This is a genomic window from Streptomyces sp. NPDC002133 (genome assembly GCF_040296405.1).
Lineage (GTDB): Bacteria > Actinomycetota > Actinomycetes > Streptomycetales > Streptomycetaceae > Streptomyces.
The window spans coordinates 1-16281 of the sequence record NZ_JBEOXF010000102.1; the positions used below are offsets into that span (position 1 = coordinate 1).

The window sequence follows — 16281 nt, forward strand, 5'->3', positions numbered from 1 at the left end:
CTCAATCTGGTCTACACCTCGCGGGCGTTCCAGCCTGCCGTCGAGGGTGTCGACCCGTCCTACCGGTTCGTCGGTCCGAGTGTCGGCGCCCGCCCGGTCGACCCGTCGTTCCCGGTCGACCGGCTGCAGGGCCGGGTGCTGTATGCCTCGTTGGGCACGGTGTTCAACGCGGCCCCGCACGTGCTGCGCAGCTTCGCCACCGCGCTCGCCCCGCTGGGCGGCACTGTGGTCGTCTCCACCGGGCGGACCGATCCCGCCGCGCTGGGTCCGTTGCCGGACAATGTGCTCGCCTGCCGTTCGGTCCCGCAACCGGAGGTGCTGGCCCGCGCGGCGCTGTTCGTCACCCACGGCGGGATGAACAGCGCCAATGAGGCCCTCAACGCCGGGGTTCCGATGCTGGTGGTGCCACAAGGCGCCGACCAGCCGTTGGTGGCGCGTCGTGTCGTGGAGCTCGGCGCCGGCCTGTCCATCCGTACGCAGGACGTCACCGAGGGCCCCGTGCGCGCCCTTGCCGGGCGCCTGCTCGGCGACCCCCGGTTCCGGGCAGCCGCGACCACTCTGCAGGCCGCGCAGCACGAGGCGGGTGGACACCGGCGCGCCGCCGACGAACTCGAGCAGTATCTGCTGTCCTCGCCCGACGTTTCGTGCCGCAACGGGAGGCGCCGGCCCTCGTGGCCCTGGTCGTCACCCTTGGTGGGATGAACGGCGTGAATGAGGCCATGTACGCCGGGGTTCCCCTGTCGGTGGGCGGTATCTGCAAGCGGCCGGCTCGGTCGGTCGGCCGGCTCTCGGCGAAACGTCACAGGGAGGCTGAGTGATGTCATTTGCCGTTGTTGTCCTGCTGTTGTTCGCCGGGGTGTCGGAGGCCGCGGGGCGCATCCTGCCTCTGGTATCGCGCCGGCCTGGCATGTCGCGGACGTTCACGATCGGGCTGCTGCTGCCCGCCGGCCTCGTCGAGACCGCTGTTTTCGCGCTGTGGCCGCTGAGCGCGTGGACCCTGGCCGAGCTGGTGCTGTCCTCGCCACCGGCAGGCACCGGGCTGGTGTGGACACCGGGCCTTCTCGCCCCGCTGGTGCTCGCTGCCGTACTCGCCTTTCCGTTGCTTGGGCCCTTCCTCCACCTGCTGCTCTTCGTCGGGGTCGGGGCCGGTCTGGCCGGCCCGCTCGCCACGGCGACCGGGCTGGGCTGGTGGAGCGCCGCGGGCTGCGTGGCCGTCGCCGGGGTCGGCCTCGGTGTCGCGGTGGAGGCCGTGCGGCGTCTGGTCGTGAGGATCAGCGCGGCCGAGCCGAGGAAGGTGATCGTATGAACCATTTCCTGCTCTGGGTCTTCGCGATCGGGCCGGCTCTGCTCGCCGAAGCCCTGCTGGCCCGCTACGAGGTGATGGCCTACGGCGCCGGCTGGCGGGCCCCCGCCACCGAGCTTCCGGCGGGCGTGCCCTATGCCCGGGGCGCAGACCCGGACAGTCCCCCCGACGCCTACCTTGTCTACCTCGACGGCATCGGCAAACGCCGTGTCCGCGACACCCGGGACGGCGGCCAGCTGGTCAAGGCCCTGCTCGCCGGAGCGCCGGAGCTGCGGGTGCTGGGCCAGGTGCAGCCCTACTCGCCCCTTGCCGACCCGCTCGCCGACCGGCCGGTGTGGGCGTGGCTGCGCCGCCGCATCCAACTGCTGCTGTTCCTGCACAATGTCATGCAGATCTTCGTCGCCGCCGACCACCGCTACCGCCCGCTCTACAACCGGGCCGTCGGCTGCCAGATCGCCACTCAGCTCCGGCTCGCCGGGTACCTGCCCGACAGCGGTATCCCCGTGGTGCTGCTCAGCTACAGCGGCGGCGCCCAGGTCGCCACCGGCGCGGTCGACGAACTGCACACCCAGCTACGCTCCCCGCTCGTACTGATCACGCTCGGCGGCTTCCTCAACGGCGCCAACGACCTCACCCATGCCGAGCACCTCCACCAGCTCACCAGTGCATACGACCGGATCGAGCGGATCGGCACCTGGATCTTCCCGCAGCGCTGGCCGCTGTTCCGGGGCAGCGGATGGAACCGGGCCCGCCGCGCCGGGAAGATCACCGTGCATCGGCTCGACCCGGCCACCCACGTCGGGCCGCGCAGCTACATCAGCGCGGAGGCGAGGCTGCCCGACGGTCGCAGCTACCTCGAACGCACGGCCGACACCGTGATCGAGCTCATCCGGGCCCGCCGCAGCGCGACCGCGCCGATCGACGACCGGGTGCCATGAGGTCCTCGACCGGAGCATGCAGTACAGGTCACCAGAGCGTCTCTGATCAGCTAAGCGATCGTGAATCGGATTGAGTCCGGGATCGTTTCCCATCGTGGTGGGGAAGCATGGGCGTGGAGATGGAATCCCGCGCCCAGTGCTGCTCCTCGTGGCCGGTGTCGGCTGGTGGTGGGTGTGCTGGTCGTGTTCACGTCCTGGTGTCGGTGGGCTGCGCGGGGCAGCCGGGTCCGGTCCGTTGGTACGTGTCCCTCCGGACGCTTGCCCGCCGAGCCCGAAGGGCCGGTGGGGGAGGGTGCCCTGCGTCGCCTGGGCGCGGGGCGTGATGCGCGATGCCGGGTGGGTCCGGTCTTCGACCGGTCCCGGCTGGTCTCGGTGGTCGGGGTGACCACGGCTTCGCCTTCGAGCTGGTCGACGACCGACCGGATCATCATGGTGCCGCTGGTCTTGTCGACCACTGTCCTGGTCTGGTGGGTGAGGCCGCGTGCGGCGATACGCCGCCATGCCCCGTGGTCCCGGTCGCCCTGCCAGCCGCAGTCGCGGTCGGGGCAGATGGCCCACTTCCAGCCCGGTGTGGTGGGCCGGTCGGGGGCTTTGCGGTGCCGCAGCGGGGTAAGGCACTGCGGGCACAGTTTGGAGGTGTTCCGGGCCGGGACTGTGACCACGGCGATACCCGCCTCGGCCGCGAGGTGCCGCATTCGGTCGGCTATCTGCCCGCGTACCTGCTGAGACATGCGGGTGTTGTGGGTGCGGCCCATGCCCTTGGCTTCCATCGACCGCAGGTCCTCAACGTAGATCACCCTCGCCCCGGCGGCAATCGCCTGGTCCACCGCCCACCGGGCAGCAGCCCGCGCCAAAGCGTCGTTGAGGTTCGACCGGCGGTCGGACACGTGCCGGATCTCGTCGGCCAGGACCGCGTGCCTGGCGGTCAGCGGGTGTCGTCCGTCCCTACCGATGAGCCGGTCGATGTGGTCGGCCTTGGCGTGCAGACGCTCGGACTGGCGGCGTAAACGGTGCTGTTTGGCGAGGACGCCGGCGGCACGGAATTGAGCACCGGCACCGAGGGCGGTGATCTGCCCGTGCTGGTGGAGTCGTACGGCTCCCGCACTGAGGAGGGTATTCAGGCCCCAGTCCACCCCGAGTGCGACTGTGTGCCCGGTCCGCTGTGCCGTCGGGACGGCGTGGGTGTAGGCGAGATCAGCTCGGACACGGCCGGCGTGGGGTCGCAGGCTGGGCAGGTGCAGCACCGCACCGGCCGGGATCGTCGGCGGAAGCGAGATCGGGCAAGCGACCCATGTCCAGTCCTTGTAGGAGGCCGGGTCGGGCCGGGTGGGGAGCTGCAATCGCAGCAGAGCGCGGCCGGGTTCGCCGCCGCGTTCGATGGTGGCCTGCTGGCCGTCGCAGGCCGACAGCAGCAGCATTCGCGCTATGCGGGGCACGGGCTCGAGTTCGAACACATCGGCCGGGGCCTGTCCGTGTTTCCGGGCGAATGCGACCACCTGGCGAGTGCGGGACTTGATCACGCTGGACGGTAGGAACTGCCCGCCCGGGACCGCCTCACGCACCGCATCCCACTCCTGCGCATTGCGCTTGACCGGATCACCCGGCCACGTCGCCAGGACACCAGCTGTCAGGTCGGCACGCCACTTCGCCGACCGCAACACACGCCCGGCATGCTCCTGCGCCATCCGCACGATGCGATCGTTGACCTGGACTCCATCCGCAACGGTCACGGTCCAGCCGAGGCGGCGCAGCGCCATCCACGCGTTCGACGGCAACTTCCGCCCACCGGGGTCTTCGCCGGATGCCAGCACGTCGACGTCGTGGGTGTTCCAGCGCTTCGAGGTCAGCGCGCCGGCCATGCCGGACACCAGGTCCGCACACCAGCCCACACGCTGGGCCAGCACGCCCGCGGGAAGCAGTTCTCCGGTCTTCTCGTCCACCCCGGTGCGCAACACAGCTTTGGCGCACGCGGTGCGGGAGGTCTCGCCGTCGGCGAGCGGCAGCTTCCGGCTCACCGGTCACCGCCCTGGCACTGTCCGGACTCGGCCAGCAGTCGGCGTCGGTTCTCCGCCGACCGCATCCCATACAGCCGTCCGGCGAACGTGGTGACCAGCGAAGCGAAGTCGTCGAGGAGTTCATCCCGCCCGCCGAGCTTCTTCGGGCGCAGCACTTCCAAGGTGGCGCCATGAACGGCGAGCAGGTGCTTGAGCCAGCCGACCCCGAACCGTGCGAGCCGGTCCTCGTGCGTGACACGCACCACCGTCACCGAGCCGTCGGCGACAGCCCGCAGCAGCCGGTCAAGGCCGGGACGGTCTTCCCGCAGCCCCGAGGCCCGGTCACGGAAGACCTTGACGATCTCACCGGTGGACGTGGCGCGTAGCTCCTTCTCCTGGGTCTCCAGGGAGGATTCCTGCCCGGAAGAGCCGGACACGCGCACGTACAGGCCCTCCAGGCGGACACGCTCACCACCCGTGGAGACCTTCATCGCCTCCACATCAATCGAGGAGAACCGGCGCTCACGCCCGACCCAAGTCACCGGAATCTTCCCCGAGTCAGCCCAAAGCCGAAGCGTCACGGGATGAACACCCAGACGCTTAGCAGCCTTTGAGAGCCGAAGAAGTTCCACGCAGTCACCCTATGATCACTGAGGATTCTTAATCAAATCTGTGAGCCTGCCAACCCGTCGTGACGTTGACCGGTGCGGTACCAGGGCCTGTCGTCCGGATCATGCCGGGCTCCCGGCCCGGCACCGTACCTCGCTGCTCCTCCTGGGCCCTGCGCGCCCGGGAGGAGCGCCCCGGTCCGTCAGCCATCGACTCCCCGTAGCCGTGCGGGCGTGGTGGAGGTACCCACCTCCGCGTAGCCCGCGGCGGTGGCCGCTGATGCCACCGTCGGCCCTGTCCGATCGACTGATCCGAACGACAGGCCCCTAGCGGAGCACTGTCCAGGCGACGGCGGCGACCAGCACGGAGCACGCGACGGTCATACCGCTCAGCCGCCGCGCAAGCAGGTCGTCCCATCGGTCCCCGTCTCCGGAGAGCCTGCGCAGGGCCGGGGTGAGGGCCCGGCCGGCGCCGAAGCCGAGTCCGGCGGCCAGGGCGGGCACGTAGGAGCCCCCGGACAGCAGCACCGCCACCGCCATCGCGTACGGCGCGCTCGCCGAGACGTAGGTCCGCACGCCCGTACCGAGCTCGAAGCCGAACTGCAGGGCGCCGCGCGCCAGATGGCGGCGCAGCACGTCCTGCGGTATCTGCCGGGCGTTCTGCGGCAGCCGCAGCTTCAGTCTGCCTGCGTCACGCAGCGCGGCGAGCAGTGCGGCGGCCGCGATCAGCCCTTGCCGCCCGCCGGCCGGGAGCGGTGTGAAGAGACCGGAGAAGAGCCACAGCACCCCGGCCGTCAGCACTCCGCCGGCCAGCAGGCCGACGGTGAACACACCGAGTACCAGTGCCTGTCTGTACGTTGCCCGCCAACCTGGCGAGGCCAGCGCGAATGCGCTGTTGCGCGTTCAAACGGAGCCGGAGAGCGAGTAGCCGGCCAAGCCACCGGTGATGGCCCAGGTCAGCATGGGGGAGTAGAGGGCGGTGGCGATCGCCGCCATCCCCAGGGCCGCCACAGGCAGGGCGGGATCGGTGAGCAGCATGCGTACGTCACGGGCACGGCCCGGCCGGGCCGCGGGGCGGCCGGACTCCCCGGGGCCCATCTAGACCGTCCCGGTCAGCGTGCGCCAGGTGTTCTGGCCGACGACGCCGTCGGCGGTGAGGCCGTGCAGGGACTGGAACGAGACGACGGCCTGCCGTGTGAGCGAACCGAAGTTGCCGTCGACCGTGAGCGCGTGGCCGTGCTTGTTGAGCTGCCGCTGGGCGCCGCGGACGGCATCGTTCACGTCTCCTTGGCGCACGGTGACGACCAGGACCGGCCAGGTGGCCGGGCCGACGCTGCCCGTGGGGCTGAGTCCGTTCGCCGACTGGAACTCCTCGACCTTCGCCTCGGTGTCCGGCCCGAAGATGCCGTCGGCACCCGTCGGGTGACCGTGGTGGGTGAGCAGGTGCTGGACGGTGTGGACGTCGGGCCCGGTGGCGCCGCGGCCGATCGTCGGCCAGGTGATGGAGCCGGGGCAGTCGCAGTCGGTGGTCCAGCGGCAGATGGACTTCACCCAGCCGGAGCCGGTGTTGCGGTACCCGTCGTGGCAGCGCCGCTCGATACCGCAGCCGCAGCTGCCGCAGGCCGCACTGTAGCGCCACAGCCAGCCGTCGTAGGTGCCCGCGTAGCACTGGTTCGGCCGCAGCGTCCACGTGACTCCGTCCGACTTGTGGAAGCCGGTGTTCGTCCCTGACGTGACGCACGCGTCGGCGTAGACGGTGCTGGGCCCGCAGCCCGGGGAGCAGTTGTGGTCCTCGGCGTAACTCGGGCACGCACCGGTCCAGATGTCGTAGCCGTCGGCGTACGCCTGCTTGGCGGCGGGGAGCACCCCCAGCACGGCGAAACCTGCGGCGGTCGCCGCCTGCAGCACGGTGCGCCTGCGCGGTGCGAAGGACGGCGGGGCCCCTCGCCCGGTCCGGGAGCGGCGGCCGACGCTCCCCGTGCGGCGCAGCGTGGGCACGTCCTCCAGTGACGTCATCGCAGGCTCCTCGGCGTTGCGGGGTGGATGTCGTCGAGCAACCGCAGCAGTGCGGTGGGCGAGCCGAGCGCCTCCGAACGGGCGATCCGGCCGTCCGCGTCGATGACCACCGCATAGGGGGTGGCGGGGATGTCGTACGCCGTGAACAGCTCCGGGCGACCACCCCGCACCGGAACGGCGCCTTCGCCGCCCTGCGGCGCGGGGCCCGCGCAGAACCCGAGCAGCTGGGGGGCGACGGCCTCGCCACCATCGTGGCCCTGGCCCTGGCGGATCGTCCAGGCTCCGGCCTCGGCGAGCACCTGGACGCAGGTGCTGCAGTCGGCGTCGAGGAACAGCAGCAGCGCGGGGCGGCCCGGCGTCAGGAGGTCTTCGAGCGCGGGCGCTTCGAGCCCGGCCGTGTCGTCCAGCCTGGCCGTGTCGAGCCCGGGTGCCGCTGCGCCGGGTGCGATGCCCACGCGCCCGGGGCGGTACGGCTGGGCGCGCGACAACTGGTGCACCTGCCTGACCAGTCCCGAGACGACCAGCGCGAGCAGCGCGATCGCCGCCCACGAGGCGATCAAGGCGCTGGTGGTGAAGTCCATCGCGTCGACACTCCTTCGGCAGTCCGGTGCGGGGTGGCCTCGGTCGGCCGGTGAGCAGGGGTCGCGGTCGGCTGGTGAACGGCGGTTGCGGCCGGCAGGTGAACGGCGCGTGCGGCGGCCGGCTCGTGCATGGCGGCGGGCAGGGACCACAGCAGCGCGCTGCAGGCAAAGGCGGCGAGCGACAGCGTGACCAGCTCCACCGCGGAGACCCGTACGGGACCGGCCCCGGCGAGGACCGCGCCGGCCGCCGCGAGCCCGGCCAGGGCCGCGGCCCGCCGGGTCACCCAGCGGCTGAGGGGCACATCCCGGCGCGAACAGCCGCACGGACCCCCGCGTCCGAGGGCGAGGACGTGCCGCGTGTAGCCGGCGTAGAGCCCGAAAAGGACGGTCGCCGCGGCGAGTACGGCCTGCAGCCCCCGCTGGTGGACCGTCAGCAGCGCGGCCGCGCCCGCCGCCCCCAGGGCGCCCTCGGCGCAGGGCACGACGGCGGCGGCGAACCGGCGGAACCGCGGTCCCAGCACACCGTGCGCCCGCAGCGCCTCGCCCAGGGCGGCGGGACGGGTGGCGTGGGAGACCGCGCCCACGAGCAGGCTCAGCGTGACGATCGAGGCGGTCAGCCCGCTGTAGAAGCCGATCACCGCCGGATCACCCGGTGCGCCGCAGAGCGAGCCGCCCGACGAGCTCGGGGACCCGCTCGACGGAAGTCGACGCCAGCGGCACCAGCGTGGCCCAGATCTCCGTGGAGGAGAGCACGAAGAAGGGACTGCCGTCGGAGAGCGTGTCGCGGAACAGCTCACCGGACGCGACCGCCACGCCCTTCCAGGGCGGGAGCTGGGCGGTGTGCTCCTTCGTCCGCCGGGACAGCTCCAGCAGCCCGAGTCCGGGCACCTCCTTGATCACCGTCGCGGGCCGCGCGAAGGCGCTTCCGGCCGACGGATCGGGCCGGAGACTGAGCCCGTACTCGCCCTCGGCGATGCCCACCGACCGCAGCAGCCCGAGCACTTCGGCCACGCTCAGGCCGTACAGCCGGGTCACGAGTGCGTGGTGCTCGCCGCGCCACACGACGAGCAACGGCCGCTCCACGAGCCCTGAGCGCGGCTCGCGCTCGATCGACTCGTAGATACGCAGCGTGCCGTTCTGGAAGGTGAGCTCGGACTCGGGTGCACCGATGCCCAGGGAAGCGGCCACATCGTCGCCCAACGCGGCCGGCCCGGCGGTGAATTCGACCAGCCGCCCACCGGCCACGACCTCGACGGCCGAGGTGCACGGCGCACGCAGATCGAGGTCGCCCTCCAGGCGGTACGTTCCGCCGTCGAGGGCGCGATGAGTGACGAACGATGCGACCATGTGCATCCTCCCGGGGGCGCGGGGCTGTGCGGCACCGCGGCCGCAGAGGAAGCTAGACAATGGCCATGGACCTGTCAACCTGTCAGGTTCGCCTGACGGCAGGACTGCCTGTCACCGAGGTGCCGGGCGCGGCGTGACGATCTTGCGGAGCAGTGCGCTGGTGAAGACCGCAACCAGCGTTTCGCCGCATTCCTGGTGCTTGTTCACCATCTTTGTCTGCACGCTCCTGGCGCTTTCCGCGGGGCTCATGAGGCCGGACGCGGTATCTCAGGCGCGCCCCGGCGACCGACGATCAGCTGCCGCGGGGCCGTTGACGGACGCGCGATACCTGGCGGCGGCACGTCCGGGTTGTCGAAGTGGGGGATGGGCGACGGGCCTGGCCCAAGGCCGCTGGGCGAGGGGGAGCGGCGCGGCGATCCGGAGCCGGTGCTCACCAGCTGGGAGGTTCACGAACCCGGTGAGATGGTGCCCGGAGGACCCGCCTTCACCATCCGTGCGGCGATCCGGGCTGTCGAGCGGCTTTTGCTGCTCGACAGTCCGCGCAGGGGGCGTGTACGGCGGCGCGCCGCTGCCGCGGGTGTGGTGCACGTTCTCCACCGCGATCGTCGGGCGGTCGCCGCCCAGCAGCCCCTTGGGTCTCTGTCACCGGGTGCGTTACTCCCGTCCGCCCTGCGGCTTCCTCGGGGCCTGTTGCGGCCATACGCTTATGTGGTCCTCCTCCAGGCCCAGCCGTACCCGGTCCTTCATCCGTAGCGCGTCGGTGAAGGCGCGCGGCAGCTGCAGTCGGCCGAATCTGTACAGGCGAACGCACACAACGTGCAGTACTCCACAGCTCCGGGCCGACCGCCGGCTGGAGCGTGTCTCTTTGATCAGTTGGTCTTCGGGGGTGATCGGCCTCGCTCTGAAGGCTCATCAACTTCATTAGTTTTGGGTAGTGTTGTGCATGTATCGTTGGGTGCGTGGGGTTGCTGCGTATGCCCAAGGCCGCGAAGCGTCTGGGTGTTCACCCGATGACGCATCGCCAGTGGGCTGTCGACGGCAAGATCCCGTTCTCCTGGGTGGGGCGTGAGCGATGGTTCTCCTCGGTCGATGTGGAGAAGTGCGTGTCCCTCCGGACGCTGGCCGGCACCGCCCTGGGGCCGTGCCGGGGACGGTGCCCTGCGTCGCCGAAGACGGTCAGCCGGGCATGACGGTGGGACACGAAGACCCCCGTGTGGTGCAGTTTTGGACAGCTCCACCACACCGGAGGTCTTCGCCATGATCAAGACCCGTGAGTGTCAACAACGCTCGTGATCAATACTTCCAGGTTGCTCGAGGTCGCCTGCCGTTGCCGGGACGCATAGGACCGGGACTTGTTGCGGTTCCCGCACACCTTCATTGAGCACCAGCGGCGGCTTCGGTTCTTCGACACGTCCCAGAACGCCCACCCGCAGGTGTGCTCCGCGCAGCGCTTGAGCCGGGCGGCATCCCCGGTCGTGACCAGCTCACTCCACGCGATCGCCAGCAGTACCAGCGGACCGCGCTCCGCGGGCAGCCCCGCCGTAGGGGTCAGGGCGCCGCGTGCCGTGATCAGCACCGGGTGCTCGGCCAGGACCCTGTCCGCCGCGGCGAGCAGTTCGGGGTCGGGGGTGTCGCCGACGTGGGTTCCCAGCTCCTCGCGGATGCCTGCGCGCAGGGTCAGATAGCTCTCATGGACCTCGGCGGGGATCTTGCCGGGCGTGTCGAGCAGGCCGTGGCCCTTCAGCCAGCCGGTCAGCCCGGCCGGGGTGGCGATCTCGTCGCTCCCCTCGTCCACGTCGACCGTGTTGGCGAAGGCCTCCACCAGGACGGCTGAGGCCGGTGGCTCCAGCATTGCGGGTCACCTCCTGCGGTTCCCGCCATTCTACCGTCTAAGCGTTTTACCGGTTGCGGGAGGGCGGGGCATGCGTCAGGGTGATCTCACCAGCTAAAGCATTAGAAGGTTAGGGGAGGATCATGGTCACGGCGGTGCCCGAGTGGACGAAGACCGACAAAGGCCCCGGCTCTTTGACACTGTGGGGTTGCCCTCCAGACCCTCGCCGCCACAACACCGCGGTCCTGGTCGGCTTCACCGCCGTGACCAACCTCGCCGACGGCGTGGTGAAGATGGCCCTCCCGCTGCTCGCCGCCCAGCTCACCGGGTCTCCAGCCCAGGTCACCGCCGTGTCGCTGACTCTCACGCTGCCCTGGCTGCTCATCGCCCTGCACATCGGCGTGCTCGTCGACCGCTTCGACCGGCGGCGGCTGCTCTGGGGTGCGAACGGGATGCGGCTGGCGGCGATGGGCTGGCTCACCGCCTCCGCCATGACGGGTGGCGTCACGGTCGGCAGGCTCTTCACTGCCGGGGCGATTCTCGGCGTTGCCGACGTACTGGCCTCGACCTCCGCCTCCGCTCTGGTCCCGGCCGCGGTGCCTGCGGCGAGGCGGGAGCGCGCCAACGCCTGGATGGTGGGGGCCGAGACCGTGGGGCAGGAGTTCGCCGGGCCTTTCGTCGGCGGGTTGCTGCTGGCCGCCGGGACGGGCCTCGCGCTGGGAGTGACAAGCGCCTCGTACGCCCTCGCCACCCTCTCCCTGCTCCTGCTGGTGGGCCGCTTCCGGGCCGCCACGCCCGCCCCGGACGCAGCCCCCGTCTCGGTCAACAGCCGGATCGCCGAGGGGATGCGCTTCCTGTGGCGGGACCGGGTGCTGCGTACGCTGTCGCTGATCGTCGCCGTGCTCGCTGCCGTCTGGGGCGCCTGGCTGGCGCTCATGCCGCTCTACGCCAAGCAGGTCATGGAGCTCGGGCCGCAGCAGTACGGCATCGTGCTCAGCGCCCTCGGCGTCGGTGGGCTGGCCGGCGCGGTGACCGTGACCTGGGTGAACCGGCTGCTGGGGGCGCGCTGGGCGATGTTCGCCGACCTGATCGGCACTGCCACGATGGTGGCACTGCCTGCACTGACCACCAGCATCTGGGCAGTGGCGGCCGGCGCTTTCCTCGGCGGTATGGGCGGCACGCTGTGGACGGTCAACGCTCGCACCATTACCCAACGCGTGGTCCCCGACGAGATGCTCGGCCGCTACGGCGCGGCGGCCCGGCTCTTCAGCTTCGGCGCCATGCCGCTGGGCGCGGCCCTGGTGGGCCTGCTGGCCGAACTGGGCGGTATGCGGCTCGCCTTCGGGGTGTTCGCGGTGGCTACCGCGGCAACGCTGGTGCCGTTCCTCAGGAATGTCACCCAGTCCGCCCTGCGGTCCCGATAGGGCCCGCCTCGGGGCTCTCGGCGCGTTCTCCGGGCGGTGGTCCGGGCGGATGGGCGGGCCAGGCAGGCCCCGGGAAGATCCGAAACGCCCAGGGGATGAGCGGCACTTGCCGCGTACGGCTCGCACGATCGCGAAGAGCAGGAGGCCGTGAGGCGGACTCGGGGTCTGGCGGGTAGGCCGGTGGTCTCGGCTTCTTGGCGCGGACGGCGGTCAGATGGGCCGGGGCCGCCATGGCAAGGGTGATGTGCCGGAATCAGGACCGGTGGAGCCTCACCCGGCAGTGGTGCCACGCTGCAACTCGTCCTTGGCGACCTGGAGGTACTCCTCCACCTGCCGTCGCGTCCCGCGGTCTTGACCAGGCCCAGGTCCTTCAGGCGTGAGGCAACAGGTCACCGGCGGGCCCCAACCGGAATTAGTTTCAAATAATACCGTATCGAATGAGCGGATAGCTGTACCATGCCCTCATGACTGCCGACGTTCCTCCCCAGACCACCGCCTCGCGTGCGACCGACCGGGCCGGGGACACCTCGCCTTTCGCTCTCGGCTTGCTGCTGCGCAGGGCGCACTGGCGCGTGGCCGCGGTGATGACGGAGGCGCTTCGGCCGCTCGGCATCGAGTTGCGGCATTTTTCCGTGCTGGTCGTGCTGGTCGACCGCGGGCCCACGGTGCAGCGGGACCTGGCGGCGGCGACGGGGGCGGACAAGGCGGGAATCATGCGGGTCGTGGACGACCTGGAGCGTAGAGGGCTGGCCGTACGCAAGGCCGTTCCGGGTGACCGGCGGGTGCGGGCAGTGGAGATCACGCCTCAGGGTATCGAGCTTTTCGATGCAGCCCATGAGGCGGCGAAGCCGCTGTCCGAGCGTCTGATGGCCGACCTGGGGCCCGGCGAGGCCGAGCGACTGATGGGTCTGCTGACCCGGTTCGCCTATCCCGCAGGCGGTGAGGCGTAAGCACGCGCGCGACGGTCGCCTGCCGCGTGGGCGCGCTTCGTTTCTCGTGCGACGTCCGCGGCGAACCGTGCCTTGAGAGCTGCGGTCGTCGGTACGCCTCGGCGCAGGCTGCGGGCGGAGGTCAGGGCTTCATCGCCCACGGGGCCCGAACTGTCCGGACGGCTACCGCGCCGCACCCTTGGCCGGCGGCGCGCTCTTCGCCCTCGCACGCATCGCCGGCGTCTCGATGCGCGGCCTGCTTGAGGGCCGAACGCTCCGGCCGCCCCCAGAGGCGGGCCACCGGCCCCAGGGAGTGAGCGCCACCGTTCCCGTCGGATAGAGGGCAGGCGACGAGAGCGCCGTGTGACGTCCCGGGCCGAGGCGTCACACGGCTTCCATGACCCGGGGCCTACGCGGTGAGACGCTCGCGAGTCCCGTGCCCTTGATGGGCGCGTCCTCGAAGGCTCGCTCGCGGGATGCCTCGTAGAGGGGGACCAGTTCGGACATGGCAGGGTCGCGGGGGGCCATGGTGAGTTCCGGGACGATGAAGTCGAGGTCCAGTCCGAGGGTGCCCTCGAGGACGGCCTCCAGGTAGTTCTGTGCGAACTCGTGGCCTTCGCGCGGGGTGCCCGGCGCGTAGGAGCCGCCGCGGCCGGCGACGACGGTGACCGGGGTGCCCTGGGCGGAGGGGGTCTCGCCCGTGGTGCGGCCGGGCAGGATCACGTCGTCCTCCACGCCTTGCGGGTCGACGGGATCCCGAAGTTGTCCATGGGGGCGCCGATCAGGACGTCGTCCGCCTGCTCCAGCTCCGCGATGAGCTTCGCGCGCGTGGCGAACGCGGCGGACTGCTCCGGGGTGCGCTCGGAGGGGGCGGTGAAAGCGGCGGTGTGTGCGTCGGCGGTGATGTGCGCCACAGGGTTGGCGGCGACGTCGCGGTAGATCACCGTGCCCTCCGGGTGCTGCTCCTCCCAGGCCTTGCGGAAAGCGGCCGCGACCGAACGGGACGAGGACGCCTCGCTGGCGAACCGGGGAACAGGGACGAGTCGATGGGCAGCAGCGTGGCCATGGACTTCCTCCAAGGAGCGGTGCCCGAGGCGGGGAACAAGGGCTGGGATTCGTTTCAGATGATAGTTACACCCGAGATGGTATTGATTGATACCGTCGTGGGTGTTACTAAGGTAAGCGTAAACAGATGGGAGGTGGACGATGTTGGACGTCTATGAGGCGGTCACGAGCCGACGGGCGGTGCGCGGATTCACCGACCGGCATGTCCCGAGGGAGGTGCTGGAGCGCGTGCTGTCCGCCGCGGCCTGGTCGCCGTCCGCATCGAACCTCCAGCCGTGGCACGTCTACGTGCTGACCGGCGCGCCGCTGGCCGAGCTCAAGAAGCGCACCGGCGAGCGCCTGGCCTCATGCGACCCCTGGGACGAGCCGGAGTACGAGCAGTACCCGCCCGCACTGAAATCCCCGTACCGCGAACGCCGATCCGCCTTCGGCGAGCAGCGTTACGGCGCACTCGGGATTGCCCGCGGGGACCTGGAGGCGCGCCAGAGGGCCGCCTCCGCGAACTGGGACTGTTTCGGCGCACCCGCCGCCCTGTTCTGCTACATCGACCGCGACCTGGGCCCGGCCCAATGGTCCGACGTCGGCATGTACCTGCAGACCGTCATGCTGCTGCTCCGCGCCGAGGGGCTGCACAGTTGCCCCCAGATGGCATGGGCCAAGTACCGCACGACCGTCGCGGAGGCGCTGTCGCCGCCGGACGAGCTCCTCCTCTTCTGCGGCATGTCGATCGGCTTCGAGGACGTCACGGTGGGTTACGCCCGAACGGGCCGGGCGCCGCTCGACGAGACGGTCACCTTCGTCGACACGGTGGACACCGCACGCGGCCCCGGCCATGACACCGCCCGCCGAGCATGCTCCCCGAACGGGACGGCAGCGACCTGCTCGACCTCGAAGCTTCACGGTCCAGGGACCGGAACCACGGATCGCGCCGGGAGCCGTGCACCTCGCGGTCGACGGATGCGGCGCGCTGTCACAAGTCTCGGTAGCGGCCTGACCAGACTCGCCCGGCCGGTGGTGTCACAGATCGGGCGGCCGTCCGGTGCCGGTTGCGAAGCCGGACCGGTTCGGTGCCGTGGTGAGAGAGGTGGATCATGAGGATTGCTTGTAGCCGGAAGCCGGTCTCATGGGCACGCTCGGGCGCCAGTGAGGGCGACCCGACGCGTGGGACCGTCCCCGAGAGGTGTCCAACCATGACGGGCGACAAGCGGACGCGTCCCCTGCCGTCGAGCCGGACGCCCGTGGACCTCATGTCGGCGGGCTTGCACGCCCTTCCCCGTCCCGTGGCCGTGGTGGTGGGCGCCGGTGGCGTGCTCGGAGCGGCGCATGTCGGTGTCGGGTACGCGCTGGAACAGCGCGGATTCGTCCCGGACATGATCATCGGAACCTCGGTGGGCGCCCTCAACGGAGCCATGGCGGCCGCCAACCCCGGCGGGGCCGCGCCGTGGCTGGACGACGTGTGGACCCGATTGCGTCGCCGTGAGGTGTATCCGCTCGGTTACCCGTCCTCACGGGCCAGCCTCTTCACCGATCGTGGCCTGCGTCGGCTGATCGCCCGGTCCGGGCTGCCGTCCCGGATCGAGGACCTGGCAGTCCCGTTCACCGCGGTGGCCATGGACCTGGGCACCGGCGCTCCGGCGTTGCTCGACCACGGAGACCTCGAGTCCGCACTGCTGGCCAGCACGGCCATTCCAGGGATGCTGCCCCCGGTGGACCGTGAGGGCAGGACGCTCGTCGACGGCGGGGTGATCGCCTATGTCCCGGTACTGGCGGCTCAGCAGGCCGGGGCAGCCAGCGTGGTGGTGCTGTCGACCGGGCCGGAGAGCTCGCCGTTGAGTCCGGTCATCCCGCGCCGGCGGGCCAGAGCGATCGCCGCCAGGGCCGGGCTGCTGCTGATGCACCATCAGATCGAGCGTGATCTGCACGAGGTGTCCCGGCACATCCCGACCGTCGTGGTGCCGACCGGCGTCGAGGCCTGGCCCTCCCCGTGGGACTTCGGCCATTCCCAGCGGCTGATCAGCACCGCGTCCCGCACGGCGGGGCGCTTTCTCGACGGCCTGCGCATCAGTGGGCCGGGCCTGTACCGGGTCGACGATCCTCCCACGGCATCGGCCGGTCCGGTGGAGGCATCGACTCCTTTCGCATCGGGGGTTGGCCGGTGAGTACCTTCGCGTTCCTCAACATCGCCATGCACGGGCACGTCAACCCGACGCTGCCGGTCGTGGCCGAGCTTGTCCGGCGCGGCCAC

Annotated in this window: 15 protein-coding genes and 2 pseudogenes; 7 read left to right on the plus strand and 10 right to left on the minus strand. The window is 70.9% G+C overall.

All coding sequences use genetic code 11. The features are described 5' to 3' along the window. From ABT078_RS41015 to ABT078_RS41025, 3 genes are all read left to right on the plus strand, one after another. The coding region (locus ABT078_RS41015) for a nucleotide disphospho-sugar-binding domain-containing protein (RefSeq protein WP_351237307.1) at positions 1–702 on the plus strand (702 nt) is incomplete at its 5' end. 115 nt (positions 703–817) lie between these two features. After that, positions 818–1306 carry a hypothetical protein gene (locus ABT078_RS41020; protein WP_351237309.1) on the plus strand — a complete coding sequence of 163 codons (489 nt, stop codon included), beginning with the start codon at positions 818–820 and terminating at the stop codon, positions 1304–1306. Continuing rightward, positions 1303–2241, plus strand: coding sequence for a hypothetical protein (locus ABT078_RS41025; protein WP_351237311.1), 939 nt, complete (start codon positions 1303–1305; stop codon positions 2239–2241). Before ABT078_RS41020 ends, ABT078_RS41025 begins: the two co-directional genes overlap by 4 nt. Before the next feature lie 50 nt (positions 2242–2291). Here ABT078_RS41025 and ABT078_RS41030 read toward each other — a convergent pair whose 3' ends face one another. The 9 genes from ABT078_RS41030 to ABT078_RS41075 all read right to left on the minus strand — a co-directional run bounded on the left by ABT078_RS41030 (position 2292) and on the right by ABT078_RS41075 (position 10639). Then, on the minus strand, positions 2292–4256 hold the full coding sequence (locus tag ABT078_RS41030; RefSeq protein WP_351237313.1) for a zinc ribbon domain-containing protein: 1965 nt from the start codon (positions 4254–4256) through the stop codon (positions 2292–2294). Continuing rightward, positions 4253–4867: an IS607 family transposase gene (locus tag ABT078_RS41035; RefSeq protein ID WP_351237315.1), complete on the minus strand. Its 615-nt coding sequence runs from the start codon at positions 4865–4867 to the stop codon at positions 4253–4255. Before ABT078_RS41035 ends, ABT078_RS41030 begins: the two co-directional genes overlap by 4 nt. Positions 4868–5170: 303 nt before the next feature. Continuing rightward, positions 5171–5674 carry a hypothetical protein gene (locus tag ABT078_RS41040; RefSeq protein ID WP_351237316.1) on the minus strand — a complete coding sequence of 168 codons (504 nt, stop codon included), beginning with the start codon at positions 5672–5674 and terminating at the stop codon, positions 5171–5173. 72 nt (positions 5675–5746) lie between these two features. Next, the gene (locus ABT078_RS41045) at positions 5747–5941 is read right to left on the minus strand and encodes a hypothetical protein (RefSeq protein WP_351237318.1); all 195 of its coding nucleotides are present in this window, start codon (positions 5939–5941) and stop codon (positions 5747–5749) included. Continuing rightward, complete coding sequence (locus ABT078_RS41050) at positions 5942–6859, minus strand: peptidoglycan-binding domain-containing protein (RefSeq protein WP_351237320.1); 918 nt, start codon at positions 6857–6859, stop codon at positions 5942–5944. Further along, a complete protein-coding gene (locus tag ABT078_RS41055; RefSeq protein WP_351237322.1) occupies positions 6856–7440 on the minus strand; it encodes a thioredoxin domain-containing protein in 585 nt (194 codons plus the stop codon). The genes ABT078_RS41050 and ABT078_RS41055 overlap by 4 nt, the downstream gene beginning before the upstream one ends. Continuing rightward, positions 7416–8078: a MauE/DoxX family redox-associated membrane protein gene (locus tag ABT078_RS41060; RefSeq protein WP_351237324.1), complete on the minus strand. Its 663-nt coding sequence runs from the start codon at positions 8076–8078 to the stop codon at positions 7416–7418. Before ABT078_RS41060 ends, ABT078_RS41055 begins: the two co-directional genes overlap by 25 nt. 7 nt (positions 8079–8085) lie before the next feature. Next, positions 8086–8787, minus strand: coding sequence for a hypothetical protein (locus tag ABT078_RS41065; protein ID WP_351237326.1), 702 nt, complete (start codon positions 8785–8787; stop codon positions 8086–8088). Between the two features lie 1261 nt (positions 8788–10048). Beyond that, positions 10049–10639 carry a CGNR zinc finger domain-containing protein gene (locus ABT078_RS41075; protein WP_351237328.1) on the minus strand — a complete coding sequence of 197 codons (591 nt, stop codon included), beginning with the start codon at positions 10637–10639 and terminating at the stop codon, positions 10049–10051. A gap of 122 nt (positions 10640–10761) precedes the next feature. Between ABT078_RS41075 and ABT078_RS41080 the strand changes: the two genes are divergently transcribed. Continuing rightward, complete coding sequence (locus tag ABT078_RS41080) at positions 10762–12042, plus strand: MFS transporter (RefSeq protein WP_351237330.1); 1281 nt, start codon at positions 10762–10764, stop codon at positions 12040–12042. 464 nt (positions 12043–12506) lie between these two features. Beyond that, a complete protein-coding gene (locus ABT078_RS41085; protein WP_351237332.1) occupies positions 12507–12992 on the plus strand; it encodes a MarR family winged helix-turn-helix transcriptional regulator in 486 nt (161 codons plus the stop codon). Between the two features lie 363 nt (positions 12993–13355). Here ABT078_RS41085 and ABT078_RS41090 read toward each other — a convergent pair. Next, positions 13356–14037, minus strand: a pseudogene (locus ABT078_RS41090) (FMN-dependent NADH-azoreductase). A 143-nt stretch (positions 14038–14180) separates the two neighbouring features. On the opposite strand from ABT078_RS41090, the pseudogene ABT078_RS41095 reads away from it, so the two are divergent. Continuing rightward, positions 14181–14840: pseudogene (locus ABT078_RS41095) on the plus strand (nitroreductase); the annotation flags it as partial. A 386-nt stretch (positions 14841–15226) separates the two neighbouring features. Further along, complete coding sequence (locus tag ABT078_RS41100; protein WP_351237335.1) at positions 15227–16195, plus strand: patatin-like phospholipase family protein; 969 nt, start codon at positions 15227–15229, stop codon at positions 16193–16195. The last annotated feature ends 86 nt before the right edge of the window (positions 16196–16281 follow it).